Origin of the sequence: Klebsiella sp. HC6 (assembly GCF_022605325.1) — a bacterium.
Classification (GTDB): Bacteria; Pseudomonadota; Gammaproteobacteria; order Enterobacterales; family Enterobacteriaceae; genus Klebsiella; species Klebsiella terrigena.
Window position 1 is genome coordinate 1494928 of record NZ_CP093276.1, and the last position, 19513, is coordinate 1514440.

The window sequence follows — 19513 nt, forward strand, 5'->3', positions numbered from 1 at the left end:
ACCTTAACCTAAATTCAACGCCCGCAGATGTTTTTAATATTAAGGGTGCAAGGCTGGTAAGCTAGCGGGCAGCCGGAATGACGAAAAGAAGAGGTTGAGTTTGAATAGCGCTATGCGTCGGGTGGTCTTTTTTGATCTTGATGGAACCCTGCATCAGCAGGATATGTTTGGCAGCTTCATACGCTACGTTCTGCGTCATCAGCCTTTGAATCTGCTGCCGGTACTGCTTTTGCTGCCGGTTATCCTCGGCGGACTGCTGGTCAACGGCAGGGCGGCGCGCTGGCCGATGAGCCTGCTGCTGTGGGCCTCCACCTGCGGGCGCAGCGAGGCGAAGCTCAAGCGTCTTGAGGCGAACTTTGTCCGCTGGTTTCGCCAGCACGTGACGGCGTTCCCGGTGGTGCATGCCCGGCTAACGGGCTATTTGACCAGCACCGATGCCGACGTCTGGCTGATTACCGGTTCACCGCAGTCGCTGGTGGAGCAGGTCTATTTTGATACGCCCTGGCTACCGAGAGTGAACCTCATCGCCAGCAGAATGGCGCGCCGCTACGGCGGCTGGGTCCTGACTCTGCGCTGCCTGGGGCATGAAAAAGTGGTGCAGCTGGAGCAACAAATTGGCGCGCCGCTGCGGCTGTATAGCGGCTACAGCGACAGCGAGCAGGATAATCCGCTGCTCTGCTTTTGCCAGCACCGCTGGCGGGTGACGCCGCAGGGCGATCTGCATCAGCTAGAGTGATAGTGTCTAATGCGCGGCCGGCATGTATAATGCGCCCCGCTTTTGCACAGGAGTCCCGCTTTGTCTGACCATGAACGCAATGATGAATACTGGATGCGTCACGCTTTGACGCTGGCTAAACGCGCCTGGGAAGAGGGCGAGGTGCCGGTGGGCGCCGTGCTGGTACACAATAACCAGGTCATCGGCGAGGGCTGGAATCGTCCGATCGGCCGTCACGATCCGACCGCGCACGCTGAGATCATGGCCATCCGCCAGGGCGGGCTGGTGCTGCAAAACTACCGCCTGATTGACGCTACGCTGTACGTGACGCTCGAGCCCTGCGTGATGTGCGCCGGGGCGATGGTGCATAGCCGCATCTCGCGGCTGGTATTTGGCGCCCGGGATGCGAAAACCGGCGCCGCCGGATCGCTTATCGACGTGCTGCACCATCCGGGGATGAACCATCGGGTTGAGATCGCTGAAGGCGTTCTCGCCGAGTCATGTTCGGCCATGCTGAGCGATTTTTTCCGCTGGCGGCGGGAAGAGAAAAAGGCGCTGAAAAAGGCGCATCAGGCGGGCGAGGGCTAGTGGCTCATCCCGGGGATTTTGAACCTGGCGTTATCGACCAGCGCTTCGGTGCGGAATTTGAAAAACGGTAGCGCCTGCTCTTCCTTTTTATCTACCTCATCCGGCATAACCGCCGGATAGTCACCGGCCATCGCCAGCGCCTGCTGGTCCTTCCTCTCCTTCTCGGACAGATAGCCGACCAGGCTAATGTGGTATTTGCGAATGTTCTCGACGTAAGCGTAGGCTTCATGGCCCCGCGCGTAGCCGTATTTCAGCCTGCTATAGTAGGATTTTTGGCTGAGCAGCGGCAGGCGCTGCTTCACGTCTGCCCAGCTGTTAGGATTCCCTTGCTGTTTTTTCGTCAGGGCGATGGCGTCGAGAATATGCGCGTAGCCCATATTGTACGCCGCCAGCGCAAACCAGATCCGCTCATCTTTGGGGACCGAATCCGGAACCTTGTTCATCATATCCTGCAGATAGCGCATGCCGCCGTTGACGCTCTGCTCGGCATCGGTGCGGTCGGTTAATCCCAGGCTCTGAGCGGTGTTTCTGGTGAGCATCATCATCCCGCGAACCCCGGTCGGTGAGGTGGCCTGCGGATCCCAGTGCGACTCCTGCCAGGCAATCGCTGCCAGCAGGCGCCAGTCGATCTGGCGGGCGTACTTTTCAAACATCGGCTGCAGGTCCGGCAGGACATTCTCTACCGCCCGCAGGAAGGTGCGCGTATCGACATAATCGAAATCGTTGCCGTGCCCGAGATACTTCTCTTCCAGCCGCGCCAGGGTGCCGTCTTCATTAATGTTGTTGAAGAAATCGAGCATCGCCGCCGAGAGCGAGTTGTCTTCGCCCTTCACGCTAAACCAGGTCACCGGCTGCTCATCGCTGATATCCAGCGCGACCGCCAGCTCAGGATGAACGCGCTGAAACAGGCTGACCGCCACGGAATCGGCGATGGTGTAGCTCAGATCGCCATCGATCACCGCCTGCATTAGCGCCGTGGTGCCGCGCTTTTCATCGACGCGCCAGCCGAGATCGGGGTACTTGCTCTCCTTCAGGCTCTGCAGGTCGTTAATGGCGACGTGGCCCGGCGCGATAGCCAGCTGGTCGGCATTGAGAGTAGCAAGGGTGCGCGGGCGGGGGCTGCCGACCCGGTAGACCAGCTGCTGCGATACGGAGTAGTAGCTCGGTCCCGGCTGATAGTTCTTCACCCGCTCGGAGTTGTAGACCAGCCCGGCGCCGAGCATGTCGGCCTTCCCGCTGTCCAGATCGTCAAACAGCTGGCTGATATTCTGCCGAACGGTGATCTTCAGCTTTACGCCGAGGTAGTCGGCGAACTGCTGCGCCAGCTCGTAATCAAGACCGTAGGTTTTGTCATTGATGGTCGCAAAGGTCATCGGCGAATTGAGGGTGCTGATGCGCAGCTCCCCGCGCGACATAATTCCCGCCACGCGGTTCTCTGGTTTTCCCGACCACGGGATCGACGGCCACAGGGCAGCCGCCAGCAATAAGGTAACAATGCCGATGAGCAGATAATTAATCTTTAGTTTTTTCAGATAGTTAATCTTCTGCAGCTCTGTGTTCCTCAGCAGACTATGACCGGAAAAAGTAAAAGGTTGTCGGTGAATGAGCGGCATTTTGCTTAAGAATGCGCCAGTTGGCAACTTATTCGCGATAGAGGTCACATTTAATGATAAACGCGGCGAATGATTTTATTTCCACGCAAACGGTTTCGTCAGGGCGCAGGATTCACTATAATAGCGCCCGTTTCCCCCCTGGCTCATATTGAAAGCTTCGAAGACGAGAGACTTATGATGGAAATTTTGCGTGGTTCACCTGCACTGTCGGCATTTCGTATCAATAAACTGCTGGCACGTTTCCAGGCGGCCAACATCCCGGTAAGCACAATATATGCAGAGTATGTTCATTTTGCCGACCTGAACGCCCCGCTCGGCGGCGAGGATCGCGAGAGGCTGGCACGACTGCTCAAGTATGGCCCAAGCTTAAGTAGCCATACCCCAACCGGTAAATTACTGCTCGTCACCCCCCGCCCTGGCACCATCTCCCCCTGGTCTTCTAAAGCTACCGATATCGCCCATAACTGCGGCCTGGCACAGGTTGTGCGCCTTGAGCGCGGCGTAGCCTACTACGTTGAAGCCGGCACGCTGAGCGCAGAGCAGTGGGCCGTTGTTGCAGACGAGCTGCACGACCGAATGATGGAAAGCGTATTCGACGCGCTGGAAGAGGGCGCGAAGCTGTTCGCTCAGCATCAGCCTAAGCCGGTCACCAGCGTCGATCTGCTGGGCCAGGGCCGTCAGGCGCTAATTGACGCCAACCTCCGTCTGGGGCTGGCGCTGGCGGACGACGAAATCGACTACCTGCAGGATGCTTTCAAAACGCTGGGCCGTAACCCGAACGATATCGAACTCTATATGTTCGCGCAGGCTAACTCCGAGCACTGCCGCCACAAGATTTTTAACGCCGACTGGGTCATCGACGGCGAGCAGCAGCCGAAGTCGCTGTTTAAGATGATCAAAAATACCTTTGAGAAGACCCCGGACTACGTTCTGTCCGCTTACAAAGACAACGCCGCGGTCATGGAAGGTTCAGAGGTTGGGCGCTTCTTCGCCAGCCATCAGGACGGGGTTTATGACTACCATCAGGAAGCGGCGCATATCCTGATGAAGGTAGAAACGCACAACCACCCGACGGCGATTTCTCCGTGGCCGGGCGCAGCGACCGGTTCCGGCGGTGAGATTCGCGATGAAGGCGCAACCGGACGCGGGGCAAAACCCAAAGCGGGCCTGGTCGGGTTCTCGGTCTCTAACCTGCGCATCCCGGGCTTTGAGCAGCCGTGGGAAGAGGACTTTGGCAAACCGGACCGCATCGTGACCGCGCTGGATATCATGACCGACGGCCCGCTGGGCGGCGCGGCGTTTAACAACGAATTTGGTCGTCCGGCGCTGAACGGCTACTTCCGCACCTATGAAGAAAAGGTTACCAGCCACAACGGCGAAGAGCTGCGCGGCTACCACAAGCCGATCATGCTGGCTGGCGGCATCGGCAACATTCGCGCCGATCATGTCCAGAAAGGCGAAATTATCGTTGGGGCGAAGCTTATCGTGCTCGGCGGCCCGGCGATGAACATTGGCCTCGGCGGCGGTGCGGCCTCGTCTATGGCATCCGGCCAGTCTGATGCGGACCTCGATTTCGCCTCCGTCCAGCGCGACAACCCGGAAATGGAGCGCCGCTGTCAGGAGGTCATTGACCGCTGCTGGCAGCTGGGCGACGGCAACCCGATTCTGTTTATCCATGACGTCGGCGCGGGCGGCCTTTCGAACGCCATGCCGGAGCTGGTGAGCGACGGCGGCCGCGGCGGTAAATTCCAGCTGCGCGATATCCTCAGCGACGAGCCGGGCATGAGCCCGCTGGAAATCTGGTGTAACGAATCCCAGGAACGCTACGTATTGGCAGTGGCGCCGGACCAGCTGCCGCTGTTCGACGAGCTGTGCCGCCGCGAGCGCGCGCCTTACGCCGTGATTGGTGACGCCACCGAAGAGCTGCATCTGAATATGAGCGACAGCCATTTCAACGACCAGCCGATCGATCTGCCGCTGGACGTGCTGCTGGGCAAAACGCCGAAAATGACCCGCGACGTGCAGACCCTGAAGGCCAAAGGCGAAGCGCTGAATCGCCAGGGAATAACCGTTGCCGACGCGGTAAATCGCGTTCTGCACCTGCCGGCTGTGGCGGAAAAAACCTTCCTCGTCACCATCGGCGACCGCACCGTTACCGGCATGGTGGCGCGCGATCAGATGGTTGGCCCATGGCAGATCCCGGTGGCGAACTGCGCGGTTACCACCGCCAGCCTCGATAGCTACTACGGCGAAGCAATGGCCCTTGGCGAACGTTCGCCGGTGGCATTACTCGATTTCGCGGCCTCCGCCCGCCTGGCGGTCGGGGAAGCGCTGACCAACGTGGCGGCAACGCAAATTGGTGCGCTGAATCGCGTGAAGCTTTCGGCAAACTGGATGGCAGCGGCCGGACACCCGGGCGAAGATGCCGGTCTGTACGAAGCGGTGAAAGCGGTTGGCGAAGAGCTGTGCCCGGCTCTGGGCCTGACTATCCCGGTCGGCAAAGATTCAATGTCGATGAAAACCCGCTGGCAGGAAGGCAGCGAGCAGCGCGAGATGACCTCTCCGCTGTCGCTGGTGATCACCGCCTTTGCCCGCGTGGAAGACGTGCGCCGCACCGTGACGCCGCAGCTCTTGACCGAAGACAATGCCCTGCTGCTGATTGATTTAGGCAACGGCCGCAACGCGCTGGGCGCGACCGCGCTGGCGCAGGTTTATCGCCAGCTGGGCGATACCCCGGCGGACGTTCGTGACGTCGCGCAGCTGAAAGGCTTCTGGGATGCAATGCAGGCGCTGGTGGCTGAACGCAAGCTGCTGGCATACCACGACCGTTCCGACGGCGGCCTGCTGGTGACGCTGGCCGAGATGGCCTTCACCGGCCACTGCGGCGTGGATGTGGATATCGCTGCGCTGGGCGACGATAGCCTGGCGGCGCTGTTCAACGAAGAGCTCGGGGCGGTTATTCAGGTTCGCGCCGCGGATCGCGAGGCGGTTGAAGCGCTGCTGGCCTCCCACGGTCTGGCGGATTGCACCCACTACCTGGGTCAGGCAACGGCGAGCGATCGCTTCGTCATCACCGCCGACGGCAGCCCGGTATTCAGCGAAAGCCGTTCTACGCTGCGTATGTGGTGGGCAGAAACCACCTGGCAGATGCAGCGTCTGCGCGATAACCCCGAGTGTGCCGATAGCGAGCACGCCGCGAAAAGCAACGATAGCGATCCTGGCCTCAACGTTAAGCTCTCTTTCGATATCAACGAAGATATTGCCGCGCCGTACATTGCGACCGGCGCGCGTCCGAAGGTGGCGGTACTGCGCGAGCAGGGCGTTAACTCGCACGTTGAGATGGCCGCGGCCTTCCATCGCGCGGGCTTTGATGCCGTTGACGTGCATATGAGCGACCTGCTTGCGGGCCGTACCGGCCTTGCCGACTTCCAGGCGCTGGTGGCCTGCGGCGGCTTCTCCTACGGCGACGTGCTGGGGGCGGGCGAAGGCTGGGCGAAATCGATTCTGTTCAACGACCGCGTGCGCGATGAGTTTGCGACCTTCTTCCATCGTCCGCAGACCCTGGCGCTGGGCGTGTGTAACGGCTGTCAGATGATGTCCAACCTGCGGGAGCTGATCCCGGGAAGCGACCTGTGGCCGCGTTTCGTACGTAACTATTCTGACCGCTTTGAGGCGCGCTTCAGCCTGGTTGAAGTGACGCAAAGCCCGTCTCTGCTGCTGCAGGGAATGGTCGGCTCAATGATGCCTATCGCCGTGTCTCACGGTGAAGGGCAGGTGGAGGTTCGCGACGGCGCGCATCTGGCGCAGCTTGAGAGCAAAGGCCTGGTCGCGCTGCGTTTCGTTGATAACTTCGGTAAAGTGACCGAAAGCTACCCGGCGAACCCGAACGGTTCGCCGAACGGGATTACCGCCGTTACCAGCGAAAGCGGCCGCGCCACCATCATGATGCCGCACCCTGAGCGCGTCTTCCGCAGCGTGGCAAACTCCTGGCACCCGGAAAACTGGGGCGAGGACAGCCCGTGGATGCGTATTTTCCGCAACGCGCGTAAGCAGCTGGGCTAAACCGAGCCCTGGCTGATGCTCTAAAAGGCCTCCCGCGAAAGCGGGGGGCCTTTTTGTTTGTGATGGCTATCGCTGCAGGGTGTCGGGATTTACCGACAAACGCCGGGGAGGGGTGTCTCTAAAAGGAGACATTTAACTACCTGATTTTAAAGGTGGTTGCTAAGTCAGTGTTTAAGTGTTGCTAAATGGCGACACAGTGGCTAAAAAACAGACCTCACCGTCGAGGGTTTGAAATATAGAAAACCATTTATATTTCATTGTGTTAATAAAATGTTTTGTAATGTGGCATAGAACGTGCATAATAATATGCAGTGGCTCATTCACCTTCTTATGTCAGCCCCTTCGGGACGCGCTACATAAACTTCGAATGACGCACAACAAGGTGCCTGCCGTCCAACTCCTGATAATAGCTCTGCTTTATCAGCCATCGGGCGAAACGTCGAGTTAGGCACCGCCTTATTTCTTAATAAAGCCAGGCAAATGCCTGGCTTTATTATGTCTGCGGTATGGCAAGCCGTCGGCGCGCGGGGATAATGATCCGCGCCGTTGACGGGAAATGCCCCGGCCCGTCTCCCTTCGTGCGGCAGATCTGCTGATTGCACCTGTTACTCTGCGGCGTCCTCGGTTAGCATCGTCTTAAGCGAATGTTTGAGGCTATATACTTGAAGCGACTCTCCCTTTTCCCCCGATCGTTGCGCCAGCTGGTGACGCTCTCCTTTGTGCTGATCCTGCTACCGCTGCTGGTTCTGGCCTGGCAGGCGTGGCAGAGCCTGAACGCTCTCAGCGCCCAGGCCGCGCACATCAACCGCACCACCCTGGTTGACGCCCGGCGCAGCGAGGCGATGGTTAACGCTTCGCTGGAAATGGAGCGCAGCTACCGCCAGTACTGCGTGCTGGACGATCCGACGCTGGCGAAGGTTTATCAAAATCAGCGCCAGCGCTACAGCGAAATGCTGGACGCGCACGCCGGCGTGCTGCCGGATGAGAAAATTTGGCAGGCCCTGAGCCAGGATTTGAGCGACCTGGCGCAGCTGAGGTGCAAAAACAGCAGTCCCGACGCGAAGTCGGCAGAGAGCCTGGAAGCCTTCGCTACGGCCAACAGCGTGATGGTGCAGGCCACCCGAACGGTTGTTTATTCGCGCGGGCAGCAGCTGCAGCAGGAGATCGCCGAACGCGGGCAGTTCTTCGGCTGGCAGGCGCTGGTGCTGTTCCTGCTGAGCCTGGCGCTGGTGCTGCTGTTTACCCGCATGATCATCGGCCCGGTAAAAGGGATTGAGAAGATGATTAACCGGCTGGGGGAGGGGAAGTCGCTGGATAACGCGGCGCTGTTCACCGGGCCACGCGAGCTGCGCTCGGTCGGCGAACGCATTATCTGGCTGAGCGAGCGCCTGGCCTGGCTGGAGTCGCAGCGGCATCAGTTTTTGCGCCATCTCTCCCATGAGCTGAAAACGCCCTTAGCCAGCATGCGCGAAGGTACGGAGCTGCTTGCCGACCGCGTTGCCGGGCCTTTGACCGCCGAGCAGCAGGAGATTGTCGAGATCCTCGACGCCAGCAGCCGCAACCTGCAAAAGCTGATTGAACAGCTGCTTGATTACAACCGCAAACAGGCCGACGGCCCGGTGGCGCGCGAGACCGTTAACCTCGCGGAGCTGGTCGAAAGCGTTGTTTCTGCCCACAGCCTGCCGGCAAGAGCTAAACTGATGCGCACGGATCTCAGCCTGGAGGCCCGATTCTGCCAGGCGGAGCCGGATTTGCTGGCGAGCGTGCTGGATAATCTCTACTCCAATGCGGTGCACTATGGTGCTGAATCCGGTAACATTCATATTCATAGCTACCGGCACGGCGAGCAGGTGCGCATCGACGTAAGCAACAGCGGCGAGCCGATACCGCCAGTGGAAAGAAAAATGATTTTTGAGCCCTTTTATCAGGGAAGTCACCAGCGTAAAGGGGCGGTAAAAGGCAGCGGCCTCGGGCTAAGCATTGCTCGGGACTGCGTTCGACAAATGCAGGGCGAGCTAAGCCTGGTCGACGATCTACCCGGGCTTATCTGTTTTCGCATCACGCTTCCCGCCGCCGAGCCGGGAAAAATCAACACATGAATCAACAATGGGTGACTATGTCCCACTTTTTCGCATGGTTTCGTCCCGTCAAGGTCTGGGTGCTGACCGGCATTTCCTGCCTGGCGCTGGCCGGATGTTCCACGGCTTTATCACCGCACGCGGCAGGCGACAAGGCGCAGCCCGAGCTGCCGCAGCACCAGGTGGCGGATTTCCTCTCGGTTGAGTGCGCGGATATCTGGTCCCTGAGCGGGGATATCAGCGATAAAAATCCGCTCTACTGGCTGCGCGGAATTGACTGCGCCGATCGCCTTTCTCCGGCGCAGGCGCGGGCGGAAGCCCGGCTTCACGATGACGACCGCTGGCAGGATGCGTTTAAGCGCGGCATTTTGCTGGCGGACGCCAAAATTACCCCCGACGAGCGGCGCGAGCTGGTTTCTCGCCTGGACACCTTCAGCTCGCAAATAGCCGTCCAGGTGCGCCCGCTTTACCAGCTCTGGCGCGACGGCCAGAGCCGACAGCTGCAGCTGGTGGACGAACGCTCCCGCTACGCGAAGCTACAGCAGACCAGCGATGCCGAACTCGACGCGCTGCGCCAGCAGGAGCAGCAGCTGCGCGGCGAGCTGGAGCTCACCACGCGTAAGCTGGAAAATCTCACCGATATCGAGCGTCAGCTCTCCACCCGCAAGCCGGGCGGCAATTTTAATTCTGACGTCGGGCACGGCGGCGAAAAAATCCTGGAGGCCACGCATGACGAGCCGTAAACCCGCGCGCCTGCTGCTGGTGGACGATGATCCAGGGCTGCTGAAGCTGCTGGGGATGCGCCTTGTCAGCGAAGGATACAGCGTGACCACTGCCGAAAGCGGCCCGGAGGCGCTGCGCGTGCTGGGGCGCGACAAGGTCGACCTGGTGGTCAGCGATTTACGCATGGATGAAATGGACGGCCTGCAGCTGTTTGCCGAAATCCAGAAGGTGCAGCCGGGAATGCCGGTGATTATTCTCACCGCCCACGGCTCGATTCCGGAGGCGGTGGCCGCGACCCAGCAGGGGGTGTTCAGCTTCCTGACTAAGCCGGTAGACAAAGACGCCCTGTACAAAGCCATTGATGACGCGCTGGAGCACAGCGCGCCGACGACGGACGAGCGCTGGCGTCAGGCGATTGTGACCCGTAGCCCGCTGATGCAGCGTCTGCTGGAGCAGGCGGGCATGGTGGCGCAGTCGGACGTCAGCGTGCTGATTAACGGCCAGAGCGGCACCGGCAAAGAGATCGTCGCCCAGGCGATTCATAACGCCAGCCCGCGCCACGCTAAGCCGTTTGTCGCCATTAACTGCGGCGCCCTGCCGGAACAGCTGCTGGAGTCGGAGCTGTTTGGCCACGCCCGCGGCGCCTTTACCGGCGCGGTCAGCAATCGGGAAGGGCTGTTCCAGGCTGCCGAAGGGGGCACGCTGTTCCTCGATGAGATCGGCGATATGCCGGTGGCCCTGCAGGTAAAACTGCTGCGCGTCCTGCAGGAGCGCAAGGTCCGCCCGCTGGGTAGCAACCGCGATATTGACATCGACGTGCGGATCGTCTCCGCCACCCACCGCGACCTGCCTAAGGCGATGGCCCGCGGCGAGTTCCGCGAAGATCTGTTTTATCGCCTGAACGTGGTGAACCTCAAGATCCCGCCTCTCGCCGATCGCACCGAGGATATCCCGCTTCTTGCCAACCATCTGCTGCGGCAGTCGGCCGACCGGCACAAGCCGTTTGTCCGCGCCTTCTCGACCGATGCGATGAAGCGGCTGATGGCCGCCAAATGGCCGGGCAACGTGCGTCAACTGGTGAACGTGATTGAGCAGTGCGTGGCGCTGACCTCATCGCCGGTGATCAGCGACGCGCTGGTGGAGCAGGCGCTGGAAGGCGAAAATACCGCGCTGCCGACCTTCGTTGAGGCGCGTAACCAGTTTGAGCTGAACTACCTGCGCAAGCTGCTGCAAATAACCAAAGGCAACGTGACGCACGCGGCCAGAATGGCCGGACGCAACCGCACCGAATTTTATAAACTGCTGTCGCGCCACGAGCTCGACGCCAACGACTTTAAAGAGTAGCTCCGCGGCATAGCGCAAGTTATGATACGGTAAGCAACCGGTTACGCGACTAAGACAGGAACACCATGAAAAAGATTGATGCGATTATTAAACCTTTCAAGCTGGATGACGTGCGTGAAGCGCTGGCGGAAGTCGGCATCACCGGGATGACGGTAACGGAAGTGAAGGGTTTTGGCCGTCAGAAGGGCCATACCGAGCTGTACCGCGGTGCGGAGTATATGGTGGATTTTCTGCCAAAAGTGAAAATCGAAATCGTGGTCACGGATGATATCGTCGATACCTGCGTCGATACCATTATCCGCACGGCGCAGACCGGTAAAATCGGCGATGGCAAAATCTTTGTCTTTGACGTGGCGCGCGTGATCCGTATCCGTACCGGCGAAGAAGACGACGAAGCGATTTAAGTTTTAACCCTCTCCCCGGCGGGGAGAGGGGCATCAGTTACAGCACCTTGTGCGGGCCAAAGCATTCGTAATGAATGCGCTCGCTATTGACCCCAAGCGCCACCAGCTGCTTTGCAGCATGCTGCATAAAGGCCACCGGGCCGCAGAGGTAGAACTGCATCTGCGGGTCGCGCAGGCTCTCGGCCTGAGCGGTCAAATCCATCAAACCTTCGCTATTAAAACGCGCCGCCTGACGGTCCTCTTCACCTGGGCTGCGATACCAGACGTGAGACGCAAACTTAGGCAGGGCCGCGCCCAGCGCGCTGACCTCATCGGCAAAGGCGTGAACCTCACCGTTTTCCGCCGCGTGGAACCAGTTAACCTGCGCCGGATGGCGCGCTTTTGCCAGCGAATCCAGCATTGCCAGCATTGGCGTCTGGCCGACGCCGCCGGAGAGCAGCGTTACCGGGGTTTGGGCATCAACGGTAAGGAAGAAGTCACCCGCCGGCGCTGCCAGGTGGACAACGTCCCCTTCGCTTGACGCATTGTGCAGCCAGTTAGATACCTGGCCGCCGCTCTCGCGCTTCACGGCGATACGATAGCCTTTGCCATCCGCCTTACGCGTCAGGGAGTACTGGCGAATCTCCTGATATTCAAACCCTTCTGGCTTCAGCCAGACGGCCAGGTACTGGCCCGGCTGATAGTCGGCAACCGGCTGGCCGTCCACCGGCTCCATTTCGAAGCTGGTGATCAGCGCGCTGCGCGGGGTTTTCTTCACGATGCGGAAGGCGCGGGTTCCTTCCCAGCCGCCGGTCTTGCTGGCGCTATCCTGATAGATTTCGGCTTCGCGATTGATAAAGACGTTAGCCAGCACGCCGTAGGCTTTGCCCCACGCATCAAGGACTTCCTGGCCCGGGCTGAACATTTCATCCAGCGTCGCCAGCAGGTGGCCGCCGACGATATTGTACTGCTCCGGACGGATCTGGAAGCTGGTATGCTTCTGCGCGATTTTCTCTACCGCCGGCAGCAGGGCCGCCAGGTTATCGATATTGCTCGCGTAGGCAGCAATAGCGTTAAACAGCGCTTCACGCTGATCGCCGTTGCGCTGGTTGCTCATATTGAAGATTTCTTTGAGTTCGGGGTTATGAGCAAACATGCGATCGTAGAAGTGGGCGGTCAGCTTAGGACCCGTTTCGACCAGCAGGGGAATGGTGGCTTTGACCGTAGCGATGGTTTGAGCGTCGAGCATAGCAGCTTCCTTTAGTGTTATCTTAATGATGCATTTTAAATGCATCTTATATAAATAACCCTGCAATGTAAATGGTTCTTTAACACTCCGCATTAAAACAGTTACAACCTGAAGAATTTGCATCACAAACCTGAAAAGAAATCCGTTGATAATCGTAGAGGCGTTATTGCTCAAAGCCTTGTGTCATGCGGAGCCAAACGTTTGCGTAAAATCGTTTGTCAAGACCTGTTATCACCGAACGATTCAGTTATACTGTGGGCCGTCGCCCAAAAAGGCCCCCATTTAGAGCTGTAATTTATTGTTAGCTGAGCAGGAGATGCGGATGTTAAAGCGTGAAATGAACATTGCCGATTATGATGCCGAACTGTGGCAGGCTATGGAGCAGGAAAAAGTACGTCAGGAAGAGCACATCGAACTGATCGCCTCCGAGAACTACACCAGCCCGCGCGTGATGCAGGCTCAGGGTTCTCAGCTGACCAACAAATATGCCGAAGGCTATCCGGGCAAGCGCTACTACGGCGGCTGCGAATACGTGGATGTCGTCGAGCAGCTGGCTATCGATCGCGCAAAAGAGCTGTTTGGCGCCGATTACGCCAACGTGCAGCCGCACTCCGGTTCTCAGGCTAACTTCGCGGTTTACACCGCTCTGCTGCAGCCGGGCGATACCGTTCTCGGCATGAACCTCGCGCAGGGTGGCCACCTGACTCACGGCTCCCCGGTTAACTTCTCCGGCAAGCTCTACAACATCATCCCTTACGGTATTGATGAGTCCGGTAAAATTGACTACGAAGACATGGCGAAGCAGGCGCAGACCCACAAGCCGAAGATGATCATCGGCGGCTTCTCTGCCTATTCCGGCGTCGTTGACTGGGCAAAAATGCGTGAAATCGCCGACAGCATCGGCGCTTACCTGTTCGTTGATATGGCCCACGTCGCCGGCCTGATCGCCGCTGACGTCTATCCGAACCCGGTTCCGCACGCTCACGTTGTGACCACCACGACCCATAAAACCCTGGCGGGTCCGCGCGGCGGCCTGATCCTGGCGAAAGGCGGTAGCGAAGAGCTGTACAAAAAGCTGAACTCTGCCGTCTTCCCAAGCGCCCAGGGCGGCCCGCTGATGCACGTTATCGCTGCAAAAGCCGTGGCGCTGAAAGAAGCGATGGAGCCTGAGTTCAAGGTCTACCAGCAGCAGGTCGCTAAGAATGCTAAAGCGATGGTGGAAGTGTTCCTGAACCGCGGCTACAAAGTGGTCTCCGGCGGTACTGAAAACCACCTGTTCCTGCTGGATCTGGTTGATAAGAACCTGACCGGTAAAGAAGCTGACGCCGCCCTGGGCCGCGCCAACATCACCGTGAACAAAAACAGTGTGCCGAACGATCCGAAGAGCCCGTTTGTGACTTCCGGTATCCGTATCGGTTCTCCGGCCGTGACTCGCCGCGGTTTCAAAGAAGCGGAAGTGAAAGAGCTGGCCGGCTGGATGTGTGACATTCTGGACAATATTAATGACGAAGCGGTAACCGAGCGCGTTAAAGGTAAAGTTCTGGATATCTGCGCCCGCTTCCCGGTTTACGCATAACGCTTAGCTGTTGAAAGCGAATAAAAGGCCGCGAATGCGGCCTTTTTTACGTCCGTTGCCCGATGACTAACGGCGGTCGAGGGAGATGGCGCCCGGGCCGACTATCGCCAGCAGCAGGAAGGCGCCGGCAATGCTGACGTTTTTATAGAAGTTAATCATATTTGGCATTACCGCATCGCCGGACATATCCCAGTAGTGGTGGCCAATAACCGCCGTACCCAGCGTATAAAAAATAAAAATAACCGCCAGCGGACGCGTGAAGAAGCCGAGAATAATCAGGATCGCTGCCGGAACCTCCATCACGATAGCAATAATGGCCGCCAGCGTCGGCAGCGGCGCGCCGGATGACGCCATATACTGCACGGTGCCGCTAAACCCCATCAGCTTTGGGTAGCCAAAGATGATAAACAGCAGCACGACGGCAATTCGTGCAATCAGGAGCAGTACGTGGCGCGAGGAACCAAAATCAAAATAGCGTAATGCGTTCATAACCAGCACCTTATGAAAGACGTGTTCTTTAAACGTAATACACAATTTTGCTCCCCGCCACGAATTGAGACCGGCGTCTAAATTTTCTCCAGCGCCTCCTCCACGTACAGATAGCCAATACCCAGCAGCTGCTGCGGGCGGGTGAGCCGACCGAAGCTAATTTGGGTAGCATGCGCGCGCGGAGCGTCGCCGTGGTCAAAGGGGTTGAAGCTGGTTTGTTTAACAATGGTGTTGAGCCACTGCTCGCCAAAAGCGCAGCTGCGGCCATAGAGCCATATCTGATTAATATTGAGCAGATTGAGGAAGTTATACAGGCTCAGGCCAATGGCGTTGGCGGAGCGTTCAACCCAGGCGCGGATATGCACGTCGCCCCGTTCCCAGGCCGCAATAAGCGACTCGGTGGTGAGTTTTTCGGGGGAGGGCTGCACCTCCGGCTGGGTTTTTAGCCACACCCGAGCCTGCTTTTTCAGCGCGCTGAGCGAGGCGATGGTTTCCAGACAGCCATAGCGTCCGCAGTCGCAGGCCGTGCCGTCAGGATTGACGATCGTATGGCCAATCTGGCCGCTGCCGTAGAGGCTTCCGCGGTAGATCTGATCGTTAATAACAAACGATGAACCAATACCGTAATCGACGTTGATCACGCAAAAATCCTGCGGCGCAGCGCTGTTCTGCCATTTTTCGGCCAGCGCCAGCATGGCGCAGTCATTATCGACCCTGACCTGAACGCCGAGCTCCTCCTCAAGTAAATATTTGAGTTCGACAGGCGTTTTCCAGCGCGCCTGCGGCATGGTTTGCGAAACGCCGGTTACCGGATCTACCTGCCCGTGAACACCCAGCGCGACGTTGATTTTATGCTGCGGATAGCGGCGGTGGACGCGGCGCCAGCAGTCGATAATCGCTACCAGTAAAGCCTGAGGCGTCGGCGCATCGATACGAATATGCTGGTGCGCGTCGACGGCCAGCAGGCGAGCGTCGGCGAGCTGGTACTCAATGCTGGTGGGGGTGATATTCATACATAGCGTCCAGGCGCCGTGCAGCGGGATCTGAAAGCTACCGCTATTGACGCCCCGATTGCTCATTTTTTCTGCAGAATGGCTGATGAGGCCTTCGCCGAGCAGCTCGTCGAGTATGTTGCTCACCGCCGGAATGGAAAGCCCGCTGAGCTGAGCGAGCTGCGATTTGCTGAGCTGCTTTTCCCGCCACAAACAGGCCAGAAAGATTGATTTGTTGGCCTGCCTGACCCGAACGTTGTTGAATCCGGTTAGCTGCATACACTTAACTCCCTTAACTATATTGCGTGAGCATTGCGCATTTTAACCGCTAATCAAGATTATAAACTCGCCTCCATCAGGTTTTTACTTAATTAATTTTAGTGGAGAGCGCTATGCACGGTTCGGTTAAGGTCTGGCAGGAAACGATTACACTCCCGACTTGGACGACGGGAGCGGAGGATCCTAACCCGATGTTCCTCGAAAAGCGGGTCTATCAGGGTTCCTCCGGCAGCGTGTACCCCTATGGCGTGGTTGATACCTTAACCGGCGAGCGGGAGATGCGCGACTATCGGGCGGTGTGGATGGAGAATGATTTCATTCGCGTCATGCTGCTGCCGGAGCTCGGCGGCCGCATCCATCGCGCCTACGATAAAGTTAAGCAGCGTGATTTCGTCTACTACAACGAAGTGGTGAAACCGGCGCTGGTCGGCCTGCTCGGGCCGTGGATATCCGGCGGGATCGAGTTTAACTGGCCGCAGCACCATCGTCCGACAACCTTTATGCCCGTTGATTTTACCATCCAGCAGGGGGAGGGCGGCGTGCAAACCGTATGGATGGGCGAAGCCGAGCCCATGCGCGGGCTGCAGGTCATGGCCGGTTTTACCCTTTACCCCGACCGCGCGCTGATTGAAATTACCGGCAAGGTCTTTAACGGCAACGCCACGCCGCGCCACTTCTTATGGTGGGCCAACCCGGCTGTGAAGGGCGGAGATGCCCACCAGAGCGTGTTCCCACCTGACGTTACCGCCGTGTTCGATCACGGCAAGCGCGACGTTTCTGCCTTCCCCATCGCCACCGGCACCTACTATAAAGTGGACTACAGCGCGGGCGTGGATATCTCCCGCTATAAGAATGTCCCGGTGCCGACCTCCTACATGGCAGAGAAATCAGCATATGATTTTGTCGGTGCCTACCATCACGACGAACGAGGCGGACTGCTGCACGTCGCCGATCACCATATCTCGCCGGGTAAAAAGCAGTGGAGCTGGGGCTATGGTGATTTCGGCCAGGCCTGGGATCGCAATCTGACCGACGCTAATGGTCCCTATATCGAGCTGATGACCGGCGTCTTTACCGATAACCAGCCCGATTTCACCTGGCTTGCGCCCTATGAAGAGAAAATTTTTGTCCAAAACTTCCTGCCGTATAGCGAGCTGGGAATGGTGCAAAATGCGAATACCCGCCTGGCGCTAAAGCTGGTTCGTGAAGATGAGCAGCTGCGGCTGGGAGTCTATGCGATTGCGCCGCTGGAAAATATCGTGCTGGAGCTGAGCGCGGATAATCAGCCGCTCTATGAAACCCAGCTAACCCTGCTGCCGGGTGAAAGCTGGCAGCACGCGCTACCCGAGAATGGCGCTTCGCGCTTGACCCTGCGGGCGAAAAGCGCCGAGGGCGAGCCGCTGCTGCATTATCAGGAGCATCTCGCCCAGCAGACCCCGCTACCGGAGCCAGCAACCGCTCCGGCGCTGCCGGACGAGATCGACAATGGCGATGAGCTCTATTTCATTGGCCAGCATCTTGAGCAGTATAACCACGCCAGCCGCTACGCCGGAGACTACTACCGTCGGGCCATTGCGATTGATCCTGAGGATTACCGAAATAACGTCGCTCTTGGCACCCTGGCGCTCAACGGCGCCGACTGGCCGCTGGCGGAGCAGTGCGCCCGCGCCGCGCTGCGGCGCGCCCATCGGCTGAATAAAAATCCGCGCGACGGCGAGGCCAGCATGCTTCTCGCCAGCGCCCTGGAAAGGCAGGGGGATGAAGCCAGCGCCTGGGATAGCTATTACAAAGCCTCATGGAGCGGCGGCAGCCGCGATGCGGCCTACTGGTCGCTGGCCCGGCTGGCGATGAAGCGCGGCGAGGTTGCCGATGCGCTGGAAAAAGTCGACATCAGCCTGCAATTCAATGCCACCAACCACCTCGCGATGGGCCTGAAGGCGCTGGCGCTGGCGAAATTAGGGCGCGGCGATGAGGCGCAGGATTATATCGACCGATGCCTCGGGCAGTATCCGCTGAGCTACCCGCTGCACTGCGTGCGCTGGATGATTGGCCAGGATCGCGAATCCCGGGAAAACCTGCTGCGCGTCACCGGCCGCAGAGGCGCCAATGCCAGCCTGCTGGCGGGATGGCTGCTCTCTATCGGACAGCCGTCGTCTGCACAGGCGCTGCTGGCGCTACTGGATTCTCAGGAGGCGCTGCCGATGCTGTGGCGCGCCGCGCTATGCGAAGATGCAGACGAGCGCCAGCAGTTCATCGCCTCGGCGCAGCGCTGTCACGCCCTGCGGGTTCGCTTCCCCAACACGCTGGATGAAGTCTGGATGCTGCAACGGCTGGAAGAGAGCGCGTTTGCCCGCTATCTGCTGGGCTGCTTCTGGTATAGCAAGCGCCGCTACGAGGATGCCGTAAGCTGCTGGCGTGACGTGCTGGCAAAAGACCCAGACTACGCGCCGGCCCATCGCCTGCTTGGCGTCTACGCGTGGAATAAGCGGCAGGATCTTCCCCAGGCGCTGGCCAGCCTGCAGCGAGCGGTGGACATTGAACCGCAGAATGCGCGCTTTCTCTTCGAGCTCGACTATCTCAACAAGCTGACCGGGGCGCCGGTTGGCGATCGATTACGCGATCTGCAGGCGCATCGCGCCGTGGTGCTGAAGCGGGACGATCTCACCGCCGAGTTGCTCAGCCTGTGGAACAGCAGCGGGCGCTATGCCGAGGCCGCAGATATTCTCCGTACGCGAAAATTCCATCCCTGGGAGGGCGGGGAGGGCAAGGTGACGGGGCAATATCTGCTTAACCAGCTGCACGTTGCCTTACAGGCGATTGAGGGCCGGGCGTACTCTGCGGCGACCCAGCGGCTGGAGGAGGCGCTGCGCTATCCCCTAAACCTCGGGGAGGGAAGGCTTCCGGGGCAGACGGATAACGATATCTGGTATTTGCTGGCCCACTGCGCCGCACAAGCGGGAGAGACCCAGCGCGCCGCAGCCTGTTACCAGCGCGCGAGCCTGGGGGGATCGTCGCTGGATGCCGGTCGCTACTACAACGATCAGCCCGCCGACTATCTCTTCTGGCAGGGAATGGCGCTGCGCAAGAGCGGCGACGTGCAGCAGGCGGACCGCCATTTCCACAATTTCATCGACTGGGCCCGACGCCATCGTGACGACGTCCCGGACGCTGATTTCTTCGCCGTCTCGCTGCCTGACCTGGTGGTGCTTGACGTCCCGGCGGCAGCGCAGCATCGGCAGCACTGCCTGTTTATTGAGGCGCTGGGATATCTGGGTCTGGGGAATGTGGCTGACTACCGGCGAGCGATTCAGCAACTGCTGGCCGTCAACCCCGCCCATGATAAGGCGCATCTGATCGACCACGCCCTGCAAAGCGGCATTTTTTCCTGAACCTCAACCGGCGGGCTCGCGCCCGCCAACCCT

13 protein-coding genes are annotated in these 19513 nt (G+C 59.1%); 9 read left to right on the forward strand and 4 right to left on the reverse strand.

The window, feature by feature from the left end; all coding sequences use genetic code 11:
* The first annotated feature begins 112 nt into the window (after nt 1-112).
* Together yfhb and tadA are read left to right on the forward strand one after the other, a co-directional pair.
* A complete protein-coding gene (gene yfhb, locus MMW58_RS07415; RefSeq protein ID WP_166646238.1) occupies nt 113-736 on the forward strand; it encodes a phosphatidylglycerophosphatase C in 624 nt (207 codons plus the stop codon).
* A gap of 60 nt (nt 737-796) precedes the next feature.
* Nucleotides 797-1303, forward strand: coding sequence for a tRNA adenosine(34) deaminase TadA (gene tadA, locus MMW58_RS07420; protein WP_133601155.1), 507 nt, complete (start codon nt 797-799; stop codon nt 1301-1303).
* Here tadA and mltF read toward each other — a convergent pair.
* Nucleotides 1300-2916 carry a membrane-bound lytic murein transglycosylase MltF gene (mltF, locus tag MMW58_RS07425; RefSeq protein WP_241723014.1) on the reverse strand — a complete coding sequence of 539 codons (1617 nt, stop codon included), beginning with the start codon at nt 2914-2916 and terminating at the stop codon, nt 1300-1302. The genes tadA and mltF overlap by 4 nt on opposite strands.
* Nucleotides 2917-3090: 174 nt before the next feature.
* On the opposite strand from mltF, the gene purL reads away from it, so the two are divergent.
* The 5 genes from purL to glnB all read left to right on the forward strand — a co-directional run bounded on the left by purL (nt 3091) and on the right by glnB (nt 11527).
* Nucleotides 3091-6978 (forward strand): phosphoribosylformylglycinamidine synthase, encoded by a 3888-nt coding sequence (gene purL / locus MMW58_RS07430; RefSeq protein ID WP_133601157.1) that lies wholly within the window; start codon nt 3091-3093, stop codon nt 6976-6978.
* Nucleotides 6979-7640: 662 nt separating this feature from the next.
* Nucleotides 7641-9077 (forward strand): sensor histidine kinase, encoded by a 1437-nt coding sequence (locus MMW58_RS07435; RefSeq protein WP_133601158.1) that lies wholly within the window; start codon nt 7641-7643, stop codon nt 9075-9077.
* Nucleotides 9078-9094: 17 nt separating this feature from the next.
* Nucleotides 9095-9799: a two-component system QseEF-associated lipoprotein QseG gene (qseG, locus tag MMW58_RS07440; protein ID WP_241723700.1), complete on the forward strand. Its 705-nt coding sequence runs from the start codon at nt 9095-9097 to the stop codon at nt 9797-9799.
* Nucleotides 9786-11123, forward strand: coding sequence for a two-component system response regulator GlrR (glrR, locus tag MMW58_RS07445; protein ID WP_045856364.1), 1338 nt, complete (start codon nt 9786-9788; stop codon nt 11121-11123). The genes qseG and glrR overlap by 14 nt, the downstream gene beginning before the upstream one ends.
* 65 nt (nt 11124-11188) lie before the next feature.
* On the forward strand, nt 11189-11527 hold the full coding sequence (gene glnB / locus MMW58_RS07450; protein WP_041146740.1) for a nitrogen regulatory protein P-II: 339 nt from the start codon (nt 11189-11191) through the stop codon (nt 11525-11527).
* Between the two features lie 37 nt (nt 11528-11564).
* Here the strand turns inward: glnB and hmpA are convergent, their stop codons facing one another.
* Nucleotides 11565-12755, reverse strand: a complete 1191-nt coding sequence (gene hmpA / locus MMW58_RS07455) for an NO-inducible flavohemoprotein (protein ID WP_133601161.1) — start codon at nt 12753-12755, stop codon at nt 11565-11567.
* 322 nt (nt 12756-13077) lie between these two features.
* Between hmpA and glyA the strand changes: the two genes are divergently transcribed.
* Nucleotides 13078-14331: a serine hydroxymethyltransferase gene (glyA, locus tag MMW58_RS07460; RefSeq protein ID WP_045856360.1), complete on the forward strand. Its 1254-nt coding sequence runs from the start codon at nt 13078-13080 to the stop codon at nt 14329-14331.
* Nucleotides 14332-14397: 66 nt separating this feature from the next.
* On the opposite strand, the gene MMW58_RS07465 is transcribed toward glyA, so the two are convergent.
* Nucleotides 14398-14820: a DoxX family protein gene (locus tag MMW58_RS07465; protein ID WP_128877428.1), complete on the reverse strand. Its 423-nt coding sequence runs from the start codon at nt 14818-14820 to the stop codon at nt 14398-14400.
* A 77-nt stretch (nt 14821-14897) separates the two neighbouring features.
* The gene (locus tag MMW58_RS07470; protein ID WP_133601163.1) at nt 14898-16091 is read right to left on the reverse strand and encodes an ROK family transcriptional regulator; all 1194 of its coding nucleotides are present in this window, start codon (nt 16089-16091) and stop codon (nt 14898-14900) included.
* Between the two features lie 113 nt (nt 16092-16204).
* On the opposite strand from MMW58_RS07470, the gene MMW58_RS07475 reads away from it, so the two are divergent.
* Nucleotides 16205-19480 carry a DUF5107 domain-containing protein gene (locus MMW58_RS07475; protein ID WP_241723015.1) on the forward strand — a complete coding sequence of 1092 codons (3276 nt, stop codon included), beginning with the start codon at nt 16205-16207 and terminating at the stop codon, nt 19478-19480.
* Nucleotides 19481-19513: the final 33 nt, after the last annotated feature.